This window comes from Mesorhizobium sp. M0159 (genome assembly GCF_040322295.1).
In the GTDB taxonomy this organism is placed as follows: domain Bacteria; phylum Pseudomonadota; class Alphaproteobacteria; order Rhizobiales; family Rhizobiaceae; genus Mesorhizobium.
The window spans coordinates 1-17,555 of record NZ_JAMYTF010000052.1; the positions used below are offsets into that span (position 1 = coordinate 1).

Annotated in this window: 12 protein-coding genes and 1 pseudogene; 7 read left to right on the forward strand and 6 right to left on the reverse strand. The window is 59.2% G+C overall.

Translation table 11 applies throughout. The features are described from left to right. Positions 1–1,075 precede the first annotated feature (1,075 nt). The 6 genes from NKJ32_RS29840 (at position 1,076) to NKJ32_RS29865 (ending at position 7,822) form a co-directional block, all read left to right on the forward strand. Entirely contained in the window at positions 1,076–1,624 is a 549-nt protein-coding gene (locus NKJ32_RS29840; RefSeq protein ID WP_352829739.1) for an SDR family oxidoreductase, read from the forward strand. Between the two features lie 271 nt (positions 1,625–1,895). Beyond that, complete coding sequence (locus NKJ32_RS29845; RefSeq protein ID WP_352829741.1) at positions 1,896–2,234, forward strand: SDR family NAD(P)-dependent oxidoreductase; 339 nt, start codon at positions 1,896–1,898, stop codon at positions 2,232–2,234. After that, a complete protein-coding gene (locus tag NKJ32_RS29850; RefSeq protein ID WP_352829702.1) occupies positions 2,228–2,323 on the forward strand; it encodes a hypothetical protein in 96 nt (31 codons plus the stop codon). Before NKJ32_RS29845 ends, NKJ32_RS29850 begins: the two co-directional genes overlap by 7 nt. A 714-nt stretch (positions 2,324–3,037) precedes the next feature. After that, positions 3,038–4,690, forward strand: coding sequence for an ABC transporter substrate-binding protein (locus tag NKJ32_RS29855; protein ID WP_352829704.1), 1,653 nt, complete (start codon positions 3,038–3,040; stop codon positions 4,688–4,690). A 521-nt stretch (positions 4,691–5,211) separates the two neighbouring features. Beyond that, positions 5,212–5,619: a N,N-dimethylformamidase alpha subunit family protein gene (locus NKJ32_RS29860; RefSeq protein WP_352829706.1), complete on the forward strand. Its 408-nt coding sequence runs from the start codon at positions 5,212–5,214 to the stop codon at positions 5,617–5,619. Next, entirely contained in the window at positions 5,612–7,822 is a 2,211-nt protein-coding gene (locus NKJ32_RS29865; protein ID WP_352829708.1) for a N,N-dimethylformamidase beta subunit family domain-containing protein, read from the forward strand. The genes NKJ32_RS29860 and NKJ32_RS29865 overlap by 8 nt, the downstream gene beginning before the upstream one ends. A 1,205-nt stretch (positions 7,823–9,027) precedes the next feature. On the opposite strand, the gene NKJ32_RS29870 is transcribed toward NKJ32_RS29865, so the two are convergent. The 6 genes and pseudogenes from NKJ32_RS29870 to gabT form a co-directional block, all read right to left on the reverse strand. Further along, positions 9,028–9,558: a Mov34/MPN/PAD-1 family protein gene (locus tag NKJ32_RS29870; RefSeq protein WP_352829709.1), complete on the reverse strand. Its 531-nt coding sequence runs from the start codon at positions 9,556–9,558 to the stop codon at positions 9,028–9,030. Further along, positions 9,555–10,775 carry a HesA/MoeB/ThiF family protein gene (locus NKJ32_RS29875; protein ID WP_352829742.1) on the reverse strand — a complete coding sequence of 407 codons (1,221 nt, stop codon included), beginning with the start codon at positions 10,773–10,775 and terminating at the stop codon, positions 9,555–9,557. The genes NKJ32_RS29870 and NKJ32_RS29875 overlap by 4 nt, the downstream gene beginning before the upstream one ends. 177 nt (positions 10,776–10,952) lie before the next feature. Further along, a pseudogene (locus NKJ32_RS29880) lies at positions 10,953–11,339 on the reverse strand (E2/UBC family protein); the annotation flags it as partial. Then, positions 11,332–12,549, reverse strand: a complete 1,218-nt coding sequence (locus NKJ32_RS29885; RefSeq protein ID WP_352829711.1) for a nucleotidyltransferase domain-containing protein — start codon at positions 12,547–12,549, stop codon at positions 11,332–11,334. The pseudogene NKJ32_RS29880 and the gene NKJ32_RS29885, both read right to left, overlap by 8 nt. Positions 12,550–12,562: 13 nt before the next feature. Next, positions 12,563–13,756, reverse strand: coding sequence for an SAVED domain-containing protein (locus tag NKJ32_RS29890; RefSeq protein WP_352829712.1), 1,194 nt, complete (start codon positions 13,754–13,756; stop codon positions 12,563–12,565). Positions 13,757–14,129: 373 nt separating this feature from the next. Beyond that, positions 14,130–15,425: a 4-aminobutyrate--2-oxoglutarate transaminase gene (gene gabT / locus NKJ32_RS29895; protein ID WP_352829714.1), complete on the reverse strand. Its 1,296-nt coding sequence runs from the start codon at positions 15,423–15,425 to the stop codon at positions 14,130–14,132. Between the two features lie 376 nt (positions 15,426–15,801). Between gabT and NKJ32_RS29900 the strand changes: the two genes are divergently transcribed. Then, positions 15,802–17,457, forward strand: a complete 1,656-nt coding sequence (locus tag NKJ32_RS29900; RefSeq protein ID WP_352829716.1) for an MFS transporter — start codon at positions 15,802–15,804, stop codon at positions 17,455–17,457. Positions 17,458–17,555 lie beyond the last annotated feature (98 nt).

Here is a 17,555-nt window from a genome sequence, read left to right on the forward strand (position 1 = left end):
AGCGACCGACGTCGCCGTCGAGGGCGTGGGAATCCTTGATGCGCTCTCGTGCGGCCTGCTCCAGTGCCTTCTGCTGATCGGGGGTGTTCATGCCAGTTCCTCCGTGTGGGGCCAGATGGTCATCGGCGGGGTCGGTCGGCACCTGATGCCGCCTCGCAACCGGCTTCAAAACTCGTGCCAATTGGCCGAACGAGGCGAAGAAAACATTTTTCGTGGCTCTTTCCAGCTATTTGGCCTGAGGCAAACTAAGGAGTTTGGCAACAAGCCTTTGTCGCGGACCCGACAAGACTGACAGAATGTCCGATGCCATCACTTGAAACCACCATAGTTTGACGTCCCCGGACAGCCACAACGGCGGGCGACCCTTCCCCGCGCATACGGCAGGGCTGTTCGGCGAAACTGTCTGGGAATGGAAAAGACGCGGGCGCATGGCCATACGACGGCGGCTCTGGTTTTGAGACTCAGAGGGGACGAGGCATGCCAAAGTAGCCAACGATTCAGCCCATCTGGGAACCACTCAGTGAGTTCAAAGAAGGGCTCAACGCCTTTATATGGATCGGCCAGAATGGGTCACTATTGAAACCGCGGTCGGACATGGGATAGGATTGCGCTTGAATGACGGGGATTCCGCTTCCCCTCGCGGTACGAAGCTTGCCAATAGTTACGGGAACACCGGGCACTGACGCAATGTCGGCTTTGTCAAGTCCGTGACGATGGGCGTTCGGCTTCGTTGCTGATGGCCTCTCATTTAAACCTTCTGAATAATATGTAGAACATTTTTTCTGACGCGCCTTCCGCTCCGTTGGCACGACTTTTGAATCTTGGTGTTCATGAACGAAATGGATTATTGTGACGCGCCAAGGCCAGCAAGGCTGGCTCCCCTTTTGGGCGTCACGCCACCTCTTGTATTTCACCGACCTGCGGCCTGCACGTACCAGAACATTGCAATAACGGGGTCCCATCGAACTGCTGGACGAAACCGGCGCCCGGCACCGAATCGATGCTCCTTCGGGTCTCATAGGGCAGGTCGCGGACACCACTCGCGCACTCAACAGAGAAAGAGGCTTCAGTGCAGATGCTCACATCACGATTAAGATTGAAACTTCGGACATCGAATGACGCGCCGGCCGCAGCCGAGGCGGCGGCCTCGTGCGATGTTGCCCATCGCCGTCAGATCAGGCCCACAGAGCCGTCAGCTCTGATTGAGAAATTTGTCCTTGGTGTCGCGTACCACAGGCTTGAGGTGGCTGGCTACAAGGCGTCGGAGCCATCCGAAGAAGAAACGCAACTAACTATCTTGCCGCACTGGGCGATGCCGACTTCACCGCCAAAGACAGCGCTCGCGTCGCTGAGGCAGTGGATAGGCCGCGACCACGCGGGAGAAGATGTCCGGGTCAACACGGTCTGCCGCAACGAATGCGACACCCCGATGCTGCGCATGGGCTTCGCCGTACGCGGGCTGGACCGGAATACGGCGGTGGCCGATCTGGACGGCTCGGTGCCGCTTGGTCGCGTCGCGCGGCCGGAAGACATCGCTGATGTTGTCCTGTTGTTGGCGTCCGATGCGGCGCGTTGCATGTGCGGCGCGCTTGTCGAAGTGAACGGCGGAAAGGCTGTAGCATGACCCGCTTCGCGGGGAAGGTCGCCCTGTGACGGGCGCCAGCCGGCAATCGCCGACAGGCTTGCTGGCGGGGGAACCAGTGTCTTTGCGGCTCAGCTTGAGGAGGCGGCCGCATAGAATCGATAGTCGCAGAGCTTTGCGACCCCGACGTTCCGGCCATCATCATTGACGACGTCGTTCAACAAGCCGGCCGGCTCGATATCCTCGTCAACAACGCCGGGCCCATGTTGAAGCCAAAGTAGATGAGACGGGGCTGGACGAGTGGCGACGCACGCTGGCGCTCAAACTTGATGCTCGTTTCCTGCTGATCCGTCGCGCCATGCCTCATTTTCGCAGAAGCCGCGGCGCCATCGTCAATATCGGCTCGATAGAGGGATTAGCGTCCAACTCAGGGCACGCGGCCTATTGTGCCTCGAAGGCAGGGCTGCATGGCCTGACGCGTGGCGTGGCGGTCGACGGCGGGCCAGACGGGGTGCGTTGCAATGGCGTGGCGCCTGGCTGGATTGATACGGATCTCAACGCCAATTTTGTCGCCGCATTGCCCGAGCAGGTCGGGGTGCTATTCATCCGTTGGGCCGAATCGGGCGTGTTGAAGAAGTCGCGTCCATGGTAGCATGGATTGCCTGCGACGAGGCAGCATTCGTCACTGGCCAGATCTTTGTCGTCGACGGTGGCCGCACTGCCAAGCTAAGTCTTCCATAAGGGGAAGTCGCCTTCAAGGGCCTCGGACCGGCGGCATAGAACGCCACCGTATCGCGGGATCAGGAGCGCCCGCTCGCCAGCAATTGGGGATCATCGGAGCCCTCCGCGCGGCACTGTCGGCTGCGCGGCGCCTTACAATTGCGACAACCGACATCTTCCCAGTGCTGGAGGTGCGGGACACGAACAGCCCTGCCAGAAGCAATTCAGTCTTCTCGGCGAATCTGCCGCACAATTTCTCAGGCGTGGATGCCACGAATCTGCTCGATGTGTCAGGCCTGTTTCCGAGGAGATCGCGAATACGCTGCTCTAACTTCATGTTCCCACACGACCTTAAGGCCGAAGTTGCATAGAAGTCGCGGATGTCTTTCTCGATGGCGGTTGCTTCAGCTGCTTGCTGGCCGCTAGGAATGCCCGCCGCTTCTGGCTCGTAAAGCGTTTTCACATCCACCGGGCGGTACTGCGGCGAATAGGGATCGACCAGGGACGGCTCAACCTTGACTTGGCGCCGCATGCCTAACCAGTACGATGCTATTAGCAAAAAAATTGCCTGCCGATTGATTTTTATTCGCGTGCCGAGATGCGCCCTTTTTTGTAGCCTGCTGCCTGCGTGAATTGAGCATTCCGGCGGAAGCCCAGCGCTCTTACCGTGCCGAATATCGGTGCCTTCTGCGATGGTACAAAACTGGAATCGGCAAGCAATTGTGGGAGGTTCAGATGAGGTATTTTACCAAGCATGGCAAGCCTATGCCTAAGCTCTTCGACAGTCTCGCCGTGGAAGCAAAAAAGGGCGGGATGGACCGGCGCGAGTTCTTGGCGCTCGCTACCGCTTTCGGGGCGTCGACAGCCATGGCGTACTCGATGCTGGATGCAATGCCGCCGGCACAGGCCGCAGAACTGCCTAAGAAAGGCGGAACTTTGCGAATTGCTATGCAGGTCAGTGGTCAGAAGGACCCGCGCCTAAATGATCTTCCGGATTTAGCAAATATTTACCGTCAATTTCTGGAGCCTTTGGTCAAGTATACAACTGAATACACCTTTGAACCAAGACTTCTTGAAAGTTGGGAAACGAATGACGACGCGACCGAATATGTCCTGAAACTGCGCAAGGGCGTCAAGTGGAACAATGGCGACGATTTCACCGCAGATGACGTGGTGTTTAACCTGCTGCGCTGGTGTGAAAGGGACGTTCCCGGGAACTCAATGGCTGCGCGCATGGCCACGCTCGTTGATGAAAAGACAGGCAAGGCACTAGAAGGTGCCATAACAAAGGTTGACGATCACACGGTTAAACTTCGTTTGCCCAAACCCGATATCACGATCATTCCGGGGGTTGCGGACTATCCCGCGCTGATCGTTCACCGTGACTATGAAAAGAATGGGTCGGACCTCGTCGCACATCCCGTCGGAACCGGGCCGTTTGAATTAGTGTCATGGGATGTGGGTCAAAAGGCCGTCCTGAAGCGTCGAACAAATGGAAGCTGGTGGGGCGGTGAAGCCTACCTTGACGAAGTGCAATTCATTGACTACGGCAGCGATCCGTCCGCGCTTCTGAGCGCTTTTGAATCAGGCGAAGTGGATGCGAACTATCAGACGTTCGCAAACAATGTCAGTTCATTTGATGACCTAGGTTTGGTGAAGTCTGAGGCGAAAACGTCGACGACGCTAGTGTGTCGTGCCCACGTCACTACAAAGCCGTACGACGACAAGCGGGTGCGAAATGCACTGCAGTTGGCTGTCGACAATGGCGCTGTGCTGCAAATTGCCGCCAATGGCTACGGCACCATTGCCGCGAACCATCATGTTGCGCCATTACACCCCGAATTTTACCCTGTCCCGGAAAAGAAACGGAATATTGAGGCTGCCAAGCGCCTCATGGCCGAAGCGGGTCAGATGGATTTTGAACACGACATCATAAGTAATGATGAGGATTGGCATAAGGACACGGGCGATGCGATTGCCGCGCAGTTGCGCGAGGCCGGATTCAAGGTGAAGCGTACGGTTATACCCAGTAGCACTTTTTGGAACGATTGGTTGAAATATCCGCTTTCGACAACCAACTGGAATATGCGGCCGTTGGGCGTACAAGTCTTGGCGCTTGCCTATCGCAGCGGCGCAGCATGGAATGAGGCGGCATGGTCAAACCCGGAATTCGATAAGAAACTCGACGAGGCGTTGACGGTTCCAGATCCACAAAAACGCAAGGCGCTCATGCAGGATATTGAAACAGTCCTGCAGGATTCCGGCGTCATCATTCAGCCTTATTGGCTTTCCCTGTTTAACCATTCGACAAAGAACGTTAGGGGCTACACGATGCACCCAACATTCGAGATTGACCTAGGTAAGGTTTGGCTCCGTCAGACCGCATGAGACAACTGCTGGTATAGTTGCGGAGCTCTTCGGGCACGACGAAGCCCCATGTTATTGGAACCTGCGTATGACAAGGGCAAAGAGCCGTCCAAGCGAAGCCGGGTAGGCTTGCTGCCAGCTAAATACCGAATTGCCGACGAAAAAGCATCGAGGCGGCAGGCTGATCGCCTTTATGCGGCGCCGGCTGAGAAGCTGACGATCGCGTCCCCGGCGTGCGATGGGGGGGGCTTTAAAGGTGCTCCGGCCTCGTCTGTCGACTCAAGCGAGGGGTGATTTTTTTGCAGTTTGATGGCGATGGTGTTTGGCGCCTCAGGTGCTACCACGTACGGCGAGAGCCGCTATCAAGGCGATCATCCTCCCGACAGGTTGGGCGACCATTGCAACAAGAAAACGAGGAGCTCTTCAGCGGGCTAGACCATGGTGCTGATTTGCCGCGAAGGATTCATCGGGGAAATTGTGTCGGTATCGAGGGGTGACAATGCACAGGCGAAGGATTGGCACGCTATGCCCGGTGGCCCGCTATGACGACCGACCGTCCGAGCACTGAGTTCGTGAAGTCTCAATCGGAAAGCTCGCCTGAGAGTGCCGGTGCGGCGGCCGCCCGCACTGCCTTGGCGGGATTTGCCGCTCGTTCTGACCTAGTCCGCGAGTTCCTTGCCGCGCCTTTCGGCCGCCATAGCGCTGAGCTGCGCTTCATTCTGGACGTTATGCGTTCCCAGCCTGTGGCCGGCAAATGGTTCACCGTCATGACTAAGCCCTACAGCGAGTGGCGCGCCTTGCGTTGGTCGCTGGACTTGCCCATGCGGGTCGCGGAAACCGCGCCGGGGCGTTTTCAATCGCGCGAGGATGTTGAGCGCTGGGTTTTCAAGCAGCGTTGGGGGCATCTCATCGGTGCGCTCCCACTGCAGGAGGGTGAGGACGATGCCTGACCGCCCAGTTATTCTCGCCTATGCTGACCGCGACAGCGTGAAACCCGGCGAGAACATCGCTTTCGCTGTGAGCTGTCTGAAACTCAACAGCTTCGACTGCGATTTCGTGCGGTTGCTCGGCTGCGATGCCGGACCGGAGATGCCACCTTTCCAGCCATGCGTCATGGCAGCGCCGGAGGCCGGGCGTTATCCCGGACGGGAGCAACCCATCCGTGCAGGTTCCCACATCGAGGTAGAGGGATCGCAGCGCTTGGCATACCTTGGGCCGATAACCGTTTGCCTAAATATTATGCCGACCCTTGTCGCCAGCCAACCGCGTTGCCTGCTTAGTACGCTGACCGAAGACGGCCGCGGGGGAGTAGCATTGCGGCTCGATTCAGCGGGCTGCCTGACGGCGATGATCGGGGATCCTGAAGGGCTGCGGGTCTATCGCCTGGATCGACCTCTGTCTCTCCGACGCTGGAGCTTTGTCGCTCTGAGCTATGATCCCAAACGCCGTCACTTGCTCGTTATGGTGTATCGTCTCGCCTCCGGGATGCACGACCATGCCGGCGCGAGCTGGCTGGCTGTGGATAACGTGGAACCGCCAGCACGCAGCGACGGCCGCCTTGTGATGGCAGCCCAACGGGGTGACGGCGGATTTCCTTGCCATCACTTCAACGGCAAAATCGAGCGTCCCCGCATCCTGGCTGAGGCACTCTCGCTCGAACAACTCAGCAGTCTGGCTACACGCAAGCCGACGGAACCTGTGGATTGGCCCTGCGTGGCCGATTGGGATTTAATCAGCGAGCCGGCGGCAGACATCGTCCGAGATCATTCGGGCTCTGGCCACGACGGTGTCTGCATTAATCAGCCCACTCGCGCTGTCCAGGGATCGAACTGGGACAGTTCAACCATGGATTGGCGCCTCGCGCCTGAACAGTACGGTGCTATTCACTTCCATCATGATGATATTGAAAGTCTCGGTTGGCAGGAAGACCTGCGGCTTACCGTGCCGATCGACTGGCCCAGCGGCTGCTACGCGGCCCGTCTGCGCGGCGCGGATGCTGAGTTCTACGTCCCGTTCTACGTGCGGCAGGCTATTAAAAGTTCCAGCGACGTTGCCTTCCTGGCGCCGACCGCAACCTACGCGGCATACGTAAACTTGGGCTTCCAGCGGCAGACGGTTGAGTATTATCTCGGTTGCCTTGCCTGCTTCTACACGCCGCTCGACCTTATGGCTGTTGAACTCCCGGGCCTCGGCAAGTCGCTCTATGATCCGCATGACGACGGCAGTCAGCGGTCCATTGGATCACTTCGACGGCCGGTGCTAAACCGGCAGCCCGGAGGCTGGCTCTGGAACTTTCAGATTGATCTTTGTCTTCTCGGCTGGCTAGCCCGCGTAGTCCCGGATCACCAAGTACTGACGGACGAAGACCTCGACCGCGAGGGCTTGGCGGCACTGGATGGCTGCGGCGTACTGGTAACCGGGAGTCATCCGGAGTACTGGTCGGTACCGATGTTGCAGGCCCTCGACGGCTTTCTCGCTCGGGGTGGGCGGCTCATGTATCTCGGCGGCAATGGATTTTATCATGCGATCGATTTCCATCCACAACGGCAGGGCTTGGTCGAGTTGAGGCGGCGTCATTCAAGAAACGGCAGCTATGGTGTCGGCGAAGCCCACAGCAGCTTCACCGGCCGGCTCTGCGGTGCATGGAGGGATCTGGGGAGACCCGAACAGTCGCTCGTTGGCGTCGGATATCGGACAGAGGCTTTCGATCGTTGCAGTTATTATCGTCGGCTGGCAGCAAGCGAGGATCGCCGCGCGAGCTTCATCTTCGAGGGTATCAGCGAGCGCATTATTGGTGATTTTGGTTTCATGGGCGGAGCGGCGGGTATTGAGATCGATGCAATCGACGAAGCGCTCGGTACACCGCGTCATGCGCTAGTGGTAGCCGCGTCCGAGGGGCATGGCAGCTCATACATGCGCGTACTGGGTGGATCCGACTTCTTCACGGGATTGTGGAATGATGCCCCAAGGGAGCCCGTTCGTGCCGATATGACATTTTTCGAGACACCCGCAGGCGGCGCGGTCTTTTCTGTCGGATCGATAGCTTGGGGCAGTAGCCTTCCGCACGCCGGCTATGCCAACAATGTCGCACACATTTCTGAGAACGTGCTCCGCCGCTTTCGCGATCCGACGCCCTTCCAAATGCCTGACTGAATCTCGGCAACCGCTTAAGGTAGATATCAGATGGCCTAAACGGTCAAATCGATCAGCCGCAGCATGGCGGCGAGGGGCGCCGCCGGCCGGCATCGGGGTCAAACGCCTGCCAGGCTGCGAAGGCTGTCGCAGCCACTGAGCGCGCGTAAACCAGCACCTTCAGGCGATCCAATTCTGGAGCGACTTGTCGTAGGCATCTCCATCATGTCTATCCACACACATGGAAGCCACCCCGATTGATCGGTTCAACCAGCTGTCCAAGAATGCCTAGGCGTCAAGCGCATGCTCGGTCCCTTCAGGGTCTCGACAACCAGAAGGTGGGCGCAAAACCGCTTTCTTACGGGCATGCGCCTGCGGCATTTCGATTCATCACAAACCTTCGCCGGACATGCCCGGCAGGGCGATGAGGGCAGCGCACGTGGAACTGTTGCCTTTTTGCAAACGCCGCCACCCGGGGTGACCGGTCATTTCCCCCACCTGCTCGGCATGCGTGGGTTGCTGCCACCTCTTCAGGCTGAAGCATCTCCTCTCCCTGCATCGTTCTCGACAATGCAGGAATCGCCGAAATCCCAATCGTCATCCATGCCTCCTCTCATAACCGAGGGGGTCAGTTCTTCATTTCGTCAGGGGGTCAGTTTCTCAATTCGGCCGACACCGCGATTTGGATGCGTGCATCAGCCGCCAACGCCGTCGGCTTTACCGATGCGACCAGCAGACCCCGATCGCCGACTCGCAGACTCGCAGGGCTACGCGCTAGGCTAGGTGAGCACTCGGAAGGCCTCGGACCTGACGTCGCGTCGGGCGGGGGCTGCTTAGCGCCCGTCCCACTTCCGCTTTTTGCTTGCTGCTGATGTTCTGAGCTGATCTTGTCGTAGGCTCGGGCGTCCAGGTTGTCGGCCTCAAATCGCTCTACGGATTGCGACGTGATCACCGTGTTCGAACAAGAGTGTCCTGACGCCGATTCGTGGCCACCTCCCGGTACGAGTTTTTCGCCAGATGCTATTGGAGGGCATGGTTAGTGCACGGAAGCTCTTGTCCGAAGGGAACACTGGCCCTTATGGTCGGCCCGCGCGGCACCGGGAAAAATACGCTACTGAGCCTCGCAAGAACACACGCGCCAGTGACGAACGGCCATTGCTCTTGGTTGAGATCGTTGTCGTTCAGTTTATATCTCTGCCTTCTGGCATTCGAAGATCTGCCGAGCTTCATTCAAGATGCGCCAAGCTGCGGATAGATGAAGTCAATGAAGAATCGGTCGACGCGGCGTTCCGCGAAAATGCCAACTCATAGACGGAAGATTTGTCGCACACAGAAACGTACATTCCGTCCGGAACTGGGTTCCTGCCCACGATCACCATGATAAAGCCATTCAGCGCGTGGTGGGAGCGGCGAACGCAATCGGCGATGTTTCGGCGGTCGATACACGAAGGCGATGCGATATCCTCCGGGTGCGTATGCCAGCAGCCTACAAAATGCAGCCTGCGCGAAAACATGTCATTGATCTCACGCTGTTCGGCCCGCTCGTCGGGCCGATAAGAATAGCGGGTCCGTCGATCTCCGCGCCTCGGGCCGGTAGCAACGTCGATGTCGATCACTGGAAGCTGAAATCGTGCAAATAGAAGTCCACCGGCCTCCTTGTGCCAAAAGCGGGTTTGACGGTGTTGGTTGAAGTGCTCCAGAATGCTGTCACTGAACGCGAGCGATTGTTCCGATTGTCCGATGTCGAAGGAGATCACGCAGCCAGCTCCTTCACGGCCGGGCTCCATCGTCTTTCGATCATGGTCGCGCCGTCGAGCGCATGCGGAGCGATGGCTCGCAGTTCGTCGCTCCATGTGCCGCCCGCAGCTTCCACGAAGGCGCGGCGCGCGAGCCAGATGCGATGTGTGGCCGATGCCGCCTCACCGAGAAGGGCGTCGAGTGCGGTCTGCGCCACCATCGAGGTGATGAAGCCTAACTCGACAGGGCCGTAGGGGTCGAATGCCGCCCCGCAGGCAGGCTCGTACCGCCGGGTTTCCTGTGCCCAGCGCGTGGCGACGAGGTGCGGCGATCCAGTGGCATCCAGTCCGTCGCGCAGGCGGTCGCCGCCGCCGGAGACGATGATCGCGTGCCCGGCAGCGGCATGCGGTTCCGCCCAACCGTAAACGATCGGAAAGCGTCGCGTTTGGACAGCCTGCCATTCGTCGAGAAGGGATTCGCTCGGCCAATCGCCGAGTGCCGAGACGATGAGGTCGACACCGGCGAGGGGACCATCGGCGCCAAGCAAAACGTTCTGCACGAGTGAGTTATGAAACCCCACCTGGACGTGCGGCAGGTCCGAGCGGATGCGCTTCGCGAGTTCGATTGTTTTGGCTGCGCCGATCGAGCCGACTCCGAGAGGGTGTCTGCCGACATTGGCCCCCGTGAAGGTCTGATTGTCGACGAGGATGAGCTTCCCGACGCCGGCTCGAGCCAGCGTCATCGCAACCGGACCGCCGACTGATCCGCATCCGAGAACGGCGACGATCGCCCCACGCAGCGTGAGAATCCGCGGATCGCGGTCGCGCCCATGGACCCATGTCGGATCGACGCGTTCGACCGACGTGCGGTCGGCGGCATTTCCTCCGAACAGTCGGGCGTGTAACACATTCTCGGGCACACGCGAAGGGCGAAACCCGGCGATCAGCGGATCCGATCCACGAACGAGCTTCGGTCGATTGACGACCGTAGTTGCGAGCGCGGGCCCGTTCTCAGTACTCGCGCCCAGCATCACGATCAGCCGTTGACGCATCTCGCGGGCAAGTTCGTCGAGATGGGCGGCGACGCCGGCGCGGGCAGCGATATCGTAGACGTCCTTCGCCGAGGAGGGGTATTCCGAGGGCAGCGGGACGACGTCCATCCAGACCAGCAAGCCGCTATTGAAGCGGAGCTCGGCTGCGGGGATTGCCGGAGCGAAATTGCGAAGCCAATCGCGCAACGTGCCGTCATTGTCGGCGATGATAGTTCTTCTTGCTCCTTCCCAGATACTGACGGTCCGCGATGGCGGCGCGGGTTCGATCAGCGACAGGATGGTCCGGGCCCGTCCGCGCCCTGCATGATGCCAATATGTGAGAAACTCGCTTTGGAAGTCGGCATCGCGTTCGCCGCGGATCAGCGCTTCGATCAGATCGAACGTCATCTCAAGCAGTTCGCCGATGCCAGCATATGGATCGTCGATGGGAAACGTGGCGTGATCCGGCACCAGACAGAGCGCGCCGTCGCTTTCGACATGGGGCCAAGTCAAAAAGGAAGGACGATCGACCAGCGCGATCCGCGCGGGCGCAAAAGGAAAGGCCGCGGTCACCAAAACGTCGAGCCGGCGTCGGCGATCGGAAAAGTCGCAGTCGAATCGCCAGCCGATTTCGGGGAAGCGCCCTCCGTAGCTAGCGAGTTGTCTGGCGTCGAGCCTTAGCGGGCGCAAGCCAGCTTGCTGCCAGCATAATTCAACGACGCTGACAGCTGAGTTGAAGCGCTGAGCGAGAGGGTCGACACCCTCAGGCATTCCGGCGATCTCCCTCCATACGGACGGCCGAATTCCGCGCCTGCGCCTCGCTGCGGACGAGACCGGCGGTCAGCAGGGCCGGTGTACTGAGCCGAGCGGCCGAACGTCGCCGCGTCTGGTCCGCAATGCCGGCACCAACGTCCTTGGCAAGTTGCTCGGTGATCAGTTCCTTGTTCGACAGCTGCGCCAACGCTGTGAAGTCGGCGCGGGCCTTTCGCAGCCAGTTGTGGAATTCTTTCTCCCGCTCTGGATGCTCCTTCCACTTGTCGGCGAAGTTCTCCAGCGGATCGCTGGGATTGGCGATGAGACGGCTGCCGTCCGCCGCGGTACCAATGAAGCTGTCCATCTTCGTCAGGATCACGAACAGCGCCTCGGCGATCTTCTCCTCTCCGTCGTAGGAGTGGGCGGCGAGCGTCGTCAGGATGATCGAGATCGGCTTGTCGTCGCTGCGGTCGGTGTACATGATGTCTCGATGGCGCTTCAGGATCATGATTGCGTACTGCAGCGGGGTGCGGATCCGGTAGTCCGGAATCGGTTCGGTGCCGGCCCTCACGCCTTTCTGAAGAAGCTCTTGCTTGCGCTTATCGTAGGCTTTCGCCAGGCGTGTCAGAAACCATTTCAGATAGCCGCGTGGATTTGACCGCTGCCAGTCGGCCGCGATAATCTGGTAGTGTGGGTGCCGGTTGTCGGTGATCGAGATCGCGGTCTCGGCGAGCGAAGCATCGAAGCCGCGCGTTTTCAGGAGTTGGGTCAGTTCGCCGCCGCTCGGAATTCCGGGCGTGACGTCCATATGGAATTGAGCTTCGTCGGCGTACGGCTGCCTCCAGCAGCGGCGATGCTCCTCCAGTGGCTTGATCATGTTTTTGCTGCGCGCGTATAGTCTCATTTCGGTTTCGAGCAGGCGCTTCAGATTGGCCTGCGTGGTCTCGTTCTTCGTCAGACGGTGAAACTCACAGACGGCATCGATGTCGTAGTGTTCGTCCGCGGTGAGTGGCGGCGTGACGGTACTGAGACCGAACGACCCCTGGACGTGGACTTGGGGCCCGTATTGCCGAATTGTCGACTCCGGTCGATTGAGCCAGTCGCCCAACGACTTGTAGCTCGTCGCCGCCTGTTCGTATCGACGCTCGGGAATCTCAAGTTCTTTGCCGAGGTCTTCGAGAACTTCGTGGGCCTCTTGAGTGATCGTCTGGCTCATATGCACGTTCATGAAAAACTCCTCGTTAGCTGGCGTGTTCAAGTTCATGGGCGAAAATGAAGCCGCCCAGCTTCTTGTTTTGGTCGTAGATCTTGAGAGCGGGGTGCGCCTTCGGCTGCCAGGAGCGACCGGACTCGATGGCGACGGAAACCGGAATGGCGGGAAACACGTGCACGATCGTGTTCTCGCCGTGGGCTACCTTGATGGCGTCCAGCGTTGTTCTAAAAAGACGCGCGAACTCGACGATATCGGCCTGGCTGCGCATGATATCGTTATGGGCTCCGTCGGCCGCGATGGACCAGATCGCTACATCGGTGCCAAGGACCGCGTGGATCCGCTCGTCTGCCAGGCGTGCGCTGATCTCCAGCTTCAGCGCGACCTGGCCGGCCAGCCCGCATCGTCGCAGGACCTTGAAGCGGAGCGGCGGAGCCTCAGGGTCCCACTTCCAGCCCTTGGGGCTGCGCAGCAACTGCCGGACGTCTGCAGTCGCGATGTCGGAGATCAGACGGCCCAGCTCGAACAGGAGCGGGATCGGCGCCAATCCGAATACTGTCAAGCGACGGATTTCCTGCCGCTCCATCCGTCCGCGGACTTTCTCGGCGAAGCCGGTGCGCAGATTGCGGATTTGGACGCGCCAGAAATCAGGGTCGTGATCCGGCAGGTCGAGCGTCGCGAGATCGAGATCGATCCAACCGCCGTCAAGCGGATAGCGATCTGGGATCATTGACCATTTGAGGTCACCCATAGCCACGGGCGATTCGTTGGTCCCGATCCTCGCAGCGTATCGAATGACGTGGCTGCCGAGATCCTCGTCGATGGCTGTGACCGTCCGGATTCGGTCTTCGTGGCGACGCTTCATTGCCATCAAGACATCGGCGGGATGCTCAGCAACCATCTCGCGATCGAAAACGCGGTGGTGACGGTCGCAGACGAGCATCAGGTTATCCGGCTCCTGGGCAAGTTTGGGTGATAGAATCGGATCGCCTCGCGGCCCCTCCTTGGAGTCCGCAATGATGTGCCCGATATAGGCCGCGTTAGCGTCCCCTGCTCCCGACACCTCATCGCCTATCAGCAGGGCATTGCATCCCGCATACTGGCACCGTCCCGCAGCGCGGCCCCATACGATGTTCTTGACCTTGTCCGGTAGCGGTCGGCGGCGACCGCGACGCGGCTCTGCCGGCACCTGATCTTTCATCTCGGGTTCTGCAACCATACTCATTTTTTCGTATCACGCTTAATGTACGATTCGTTTGATTTTTGCGGCAAGCCTGAGCCAGCCGCGAAACCTCTTAATTGTCGCTCGGCGCCGACGGCACCGAGTAGCAAACTTACGTTGCCCCAAATAGGGACGTACTTTCAGGAGACGTACCTTGGGTCGAGGCCGCAGGAGCTCAACATTGGCCTTCAAGTACACAACTTTGGGTGTCCGACCAGCAAGGCGTGCTTCCCCACGACAGGGACGCTCCGAAATCGGCGCAGCAGCTTTACTGTGTCTGCCGAAAGACGGCCGTCTGACCCTGCCGCCAGATCAATGTTTCCCAGGCGGCCAGCAGTTCGATTGGCCTTACCCTGCGAGTGCTCCGCCTTCCGTGCTAGGCTCGGAGTTTAGACACATTTTCCATTGATCGACCAAGGATGGATATGGCTTCGTCCAGAATCTCGTTCGAAGTTGTGAGTGGCACAAGGAAGCGGATCACGTTGTGAAAGCGTCCTGCCGAGGCCAGTAGCAGGCCGTTTTGAGCGGCTTCTTGGATGATTCTCGTGGTGACATCTGTCGCTGGCTCGCGGCTGACGCTATCCGTAACCAATTCTATGCCAATCATTGCGCCGAGCCTACGGATCTCGCCGATCTCTGCATGTTTGCTTCTAAATTCGGAGGCGCTCAAATCCGCTTGTAGGCGCGCACCGATTTCTTCCGCCCGAGTGAGCAATCCTTCGTTCTCAAGAACGTCTAGGACTGCCAGTGCGGCTGCGCATGCCAATGGATTACCCCCGTAAGTGCCCCCGAGCCCCCCGCGGTGAACCGAGTCCATGATCTCGGCCTTGCCGATCACGGCTGCAAGTGGCAGGCCACCCGCAAGGCTCTTGGCGGCAGCTATCAAATCCGGCTGAACGTCAAAGTTTTCTATGGCGAAAAGTCTGCCCGTCCGTCCGAAACCCGACTGGACCTCATCAGCGACCAACACTATGCCGTGAGTGTCGCAGATCTGTCTAAGGGCTTTAAGGAATTCAGAGGATGCCGGCAGGAAACCACCTTCGCCCTGCACCGGCTCAATAACAATAGCGGCTACTTCTGATGCATTGAGTTCTGTTTCAAACAGAGCATGGAGGGCTGACAGGGCGTCTTCCGTGCTGATTCCGCGATAAGCGTACGGGAACGGAACACGATAAATATCTCCTGGAAATGGACCAAAACCCATTTTGTAAGGGTTTACCTGTGCTGTCATTCCTAGTGTCAGGAGCGTTCGGCCATGAAAGCTTCCGCTAAAGACAATAATTCCCCGGCGGCCCGTGTGGTAACGAGCGATCTTAACTGCGTTCTCGACTGCTTCCGCGCCGGTTGTAACGAGCAGGGTCTTGGCTGGAGCCATCGGTGCAAGAGCATTTAGTCGCTCGGCCAAGGCAACATAGCCTTCATAAGGGGCAGTTCCAAAAAAGGTGTGAGTAAAGCGATTCAACTGATCGCGAACCGCTGCTACGATTCCAGGATGCGAATGACCAACAGCGAGGGCACCCATTCCACCCACGAAGTCGATGTAACGTCGTCCGTCAACGTCCCAAAGCTCTGCGTTAAGAGCTCTATCAGCGAAAATTGGGAACGCGCAGGCTACACCACTGGGAACCGCTGCTATGCGCCTGCTCTCAAGTTCGCGGTTTGTGACGCTCATATTTTGTTCCTCTGCCAATAGGCAAATTACTTGGCTGCGGCCCTTTTAGTCGCCACCTTTTTTGACTTGCCGATTAGCAGCGCACGATCAAAGGGTTAGGGACGATTAGCACGTATCGAAGCCTTGCAGAGATGCAAAAAAATAGCCTGCCGATTGACTTTAGTTCGAGTGGCTCCCCGAGGTGGATCGGTAGATACGTGAACGGCCGTCGGATACGCTCGCGCATGTGCGCGGAGGTGGCCGATCGGGTGGAAGTGCCAGTGGCGCTCGCCAATTTGCCCGAGCCTCCGAAAAGCTTGCCCGGTCACCATGCTGATCCCGCTCGACGACACGCAAGGGGCAACCGGACCGGTAGACGAAAGGCAAAGGCACAGAGATGAGCGAAGTGGCTGGCGCAGATGCGGATGTAATTTCGCCAGCGACGTTTGCGCCGCTCAAGAATCGAACCTTTCGCTTCATCTGGCTCGCCACGCAGGTCTCAAGTCTTGGTTGGCTGATGCAGACTGTTGCCATGAGCTGGCTGATGGCGACGATCTCGACATCCGATCTGATGGTTGCGCTGGTGCAGGCTTCATCGACGCTACCTGCGTTTATTCTATCTGTCTTCGTCGGGGCCATCGCCGACAATTTCAGCCGTCGCAGGGTCATGTTCGCCGGCTGGTGCCTTATGGCGGCGGCGTCTGCGATGCTGACCGCTGTTGTGGCGCTGGGCTTTGTCGACCCATGGATGATCCTCGGCTTTAGCTTCTTGATCGCATGCGGCGGCGCTCTCAACGATCCCGCTTGGCAGGCCTCGGTTGGCGACATTGTGGACCGACGCGATGTTCCTGCTGCCGTTACCCTCCTCTCGGTCGGCTTCAACACTGTACGGACCGTTGGCCCGGCGCTCGGCGGCATCGTGGTTGCCTCATTCGGGCTTCTGACGGCTTTCGCCGTAACCACGCTCACCTATTTGGTCCCTCTGGCCACCATATGGCGATGCAAGTGGAAGGTTCGCTCCTCACCGCTCCCGCGTGAATCCATGAAGACGGCGATCTATGACGGGCTGCGCTTCACGGCGATGTCATCTGAAATCAAGGCGGCGATCACCCGTGGAACCCTCTTTGGCCTGGCAAGCATCGCCATACTCGCGCTGCTGCCCCTGATTGTCCGCGATCAGCTGGGAGGAGGGCCCGTCGCCTACGGCGCGCTCATGGCCGGCTTCGGGACAGGCGCTGTGTTCGCCGGCATCTCCAATAACCTCTTCAGACGGATCTTGTCACAAGAACGGCTGATGACCCTCTCCTGTGTCGCGTGCGCGGCGTGCTCCCTCTCCCTTGCGCTGACCTCTTCGCTTGCAGTGGCGGCATTTGCACTCGCCCTGGGCGGCGCTGGTTGGGTCACCGCCTGGTCGGGGCTTGGCGTGAGCGTGCAGCTGGCGAGCCCGCGCTGGGTCGTGGGGCGCACGATCTCGATCTATTATGCGTTGATAGATGGCGGCATAGCGGCCGGCAGTTGGGTGTGGGGCACGGTGGCGCAGAACCATTCCCTGACCTTGGCGCTGGAGGGTTCCGCCGGTGCTCTGTTGCTGGTCGCCGCGACAGGGGCCTTGTTTCCTCTTCGCGAGCGCCGCGAATCCGAGCCCGATCCTTCGGAGGAATTCAACCCCCCGGCAGTCGCGCTTGATCTCAAGCCACGAAGCGGTCCCATCGTTGTCAAGATTGAGTATCTGGTAGCCGCGGAAAATGTCGAGTCCTTCCTGGACCTCATGCGCGAGCGCCGGCATGTAAACAGCCGCGTCGGTGCTCGGCACTGGACGCTGCAGCGCAACCTGCAGGAGCCCATGCAATGGACGGAGACGTTCCGCACGCCGACCTGGACGGACTATCTTCGCCTGAACCATCGTCTCACGGAAGCAGACAAGGAACTGGATAAAAGGGTCCTCCTCCTGCACGCAGGAGAGTTTCCACCTCAGATCACACTTTCGATCGAGCGGCCGACGGGGCCCAATCGCAAATCCGAGCAATCCGTTCCTTATTTTCCCCGCCGTTGACCCTCTCACAAGGCTGAGAGCACGTGACGACATGCGGAATTGTGGCTTTCACCGTTCGCCGTGGTCGACGAACGGCTAAGCGCTCGCGGAGTCGGTAC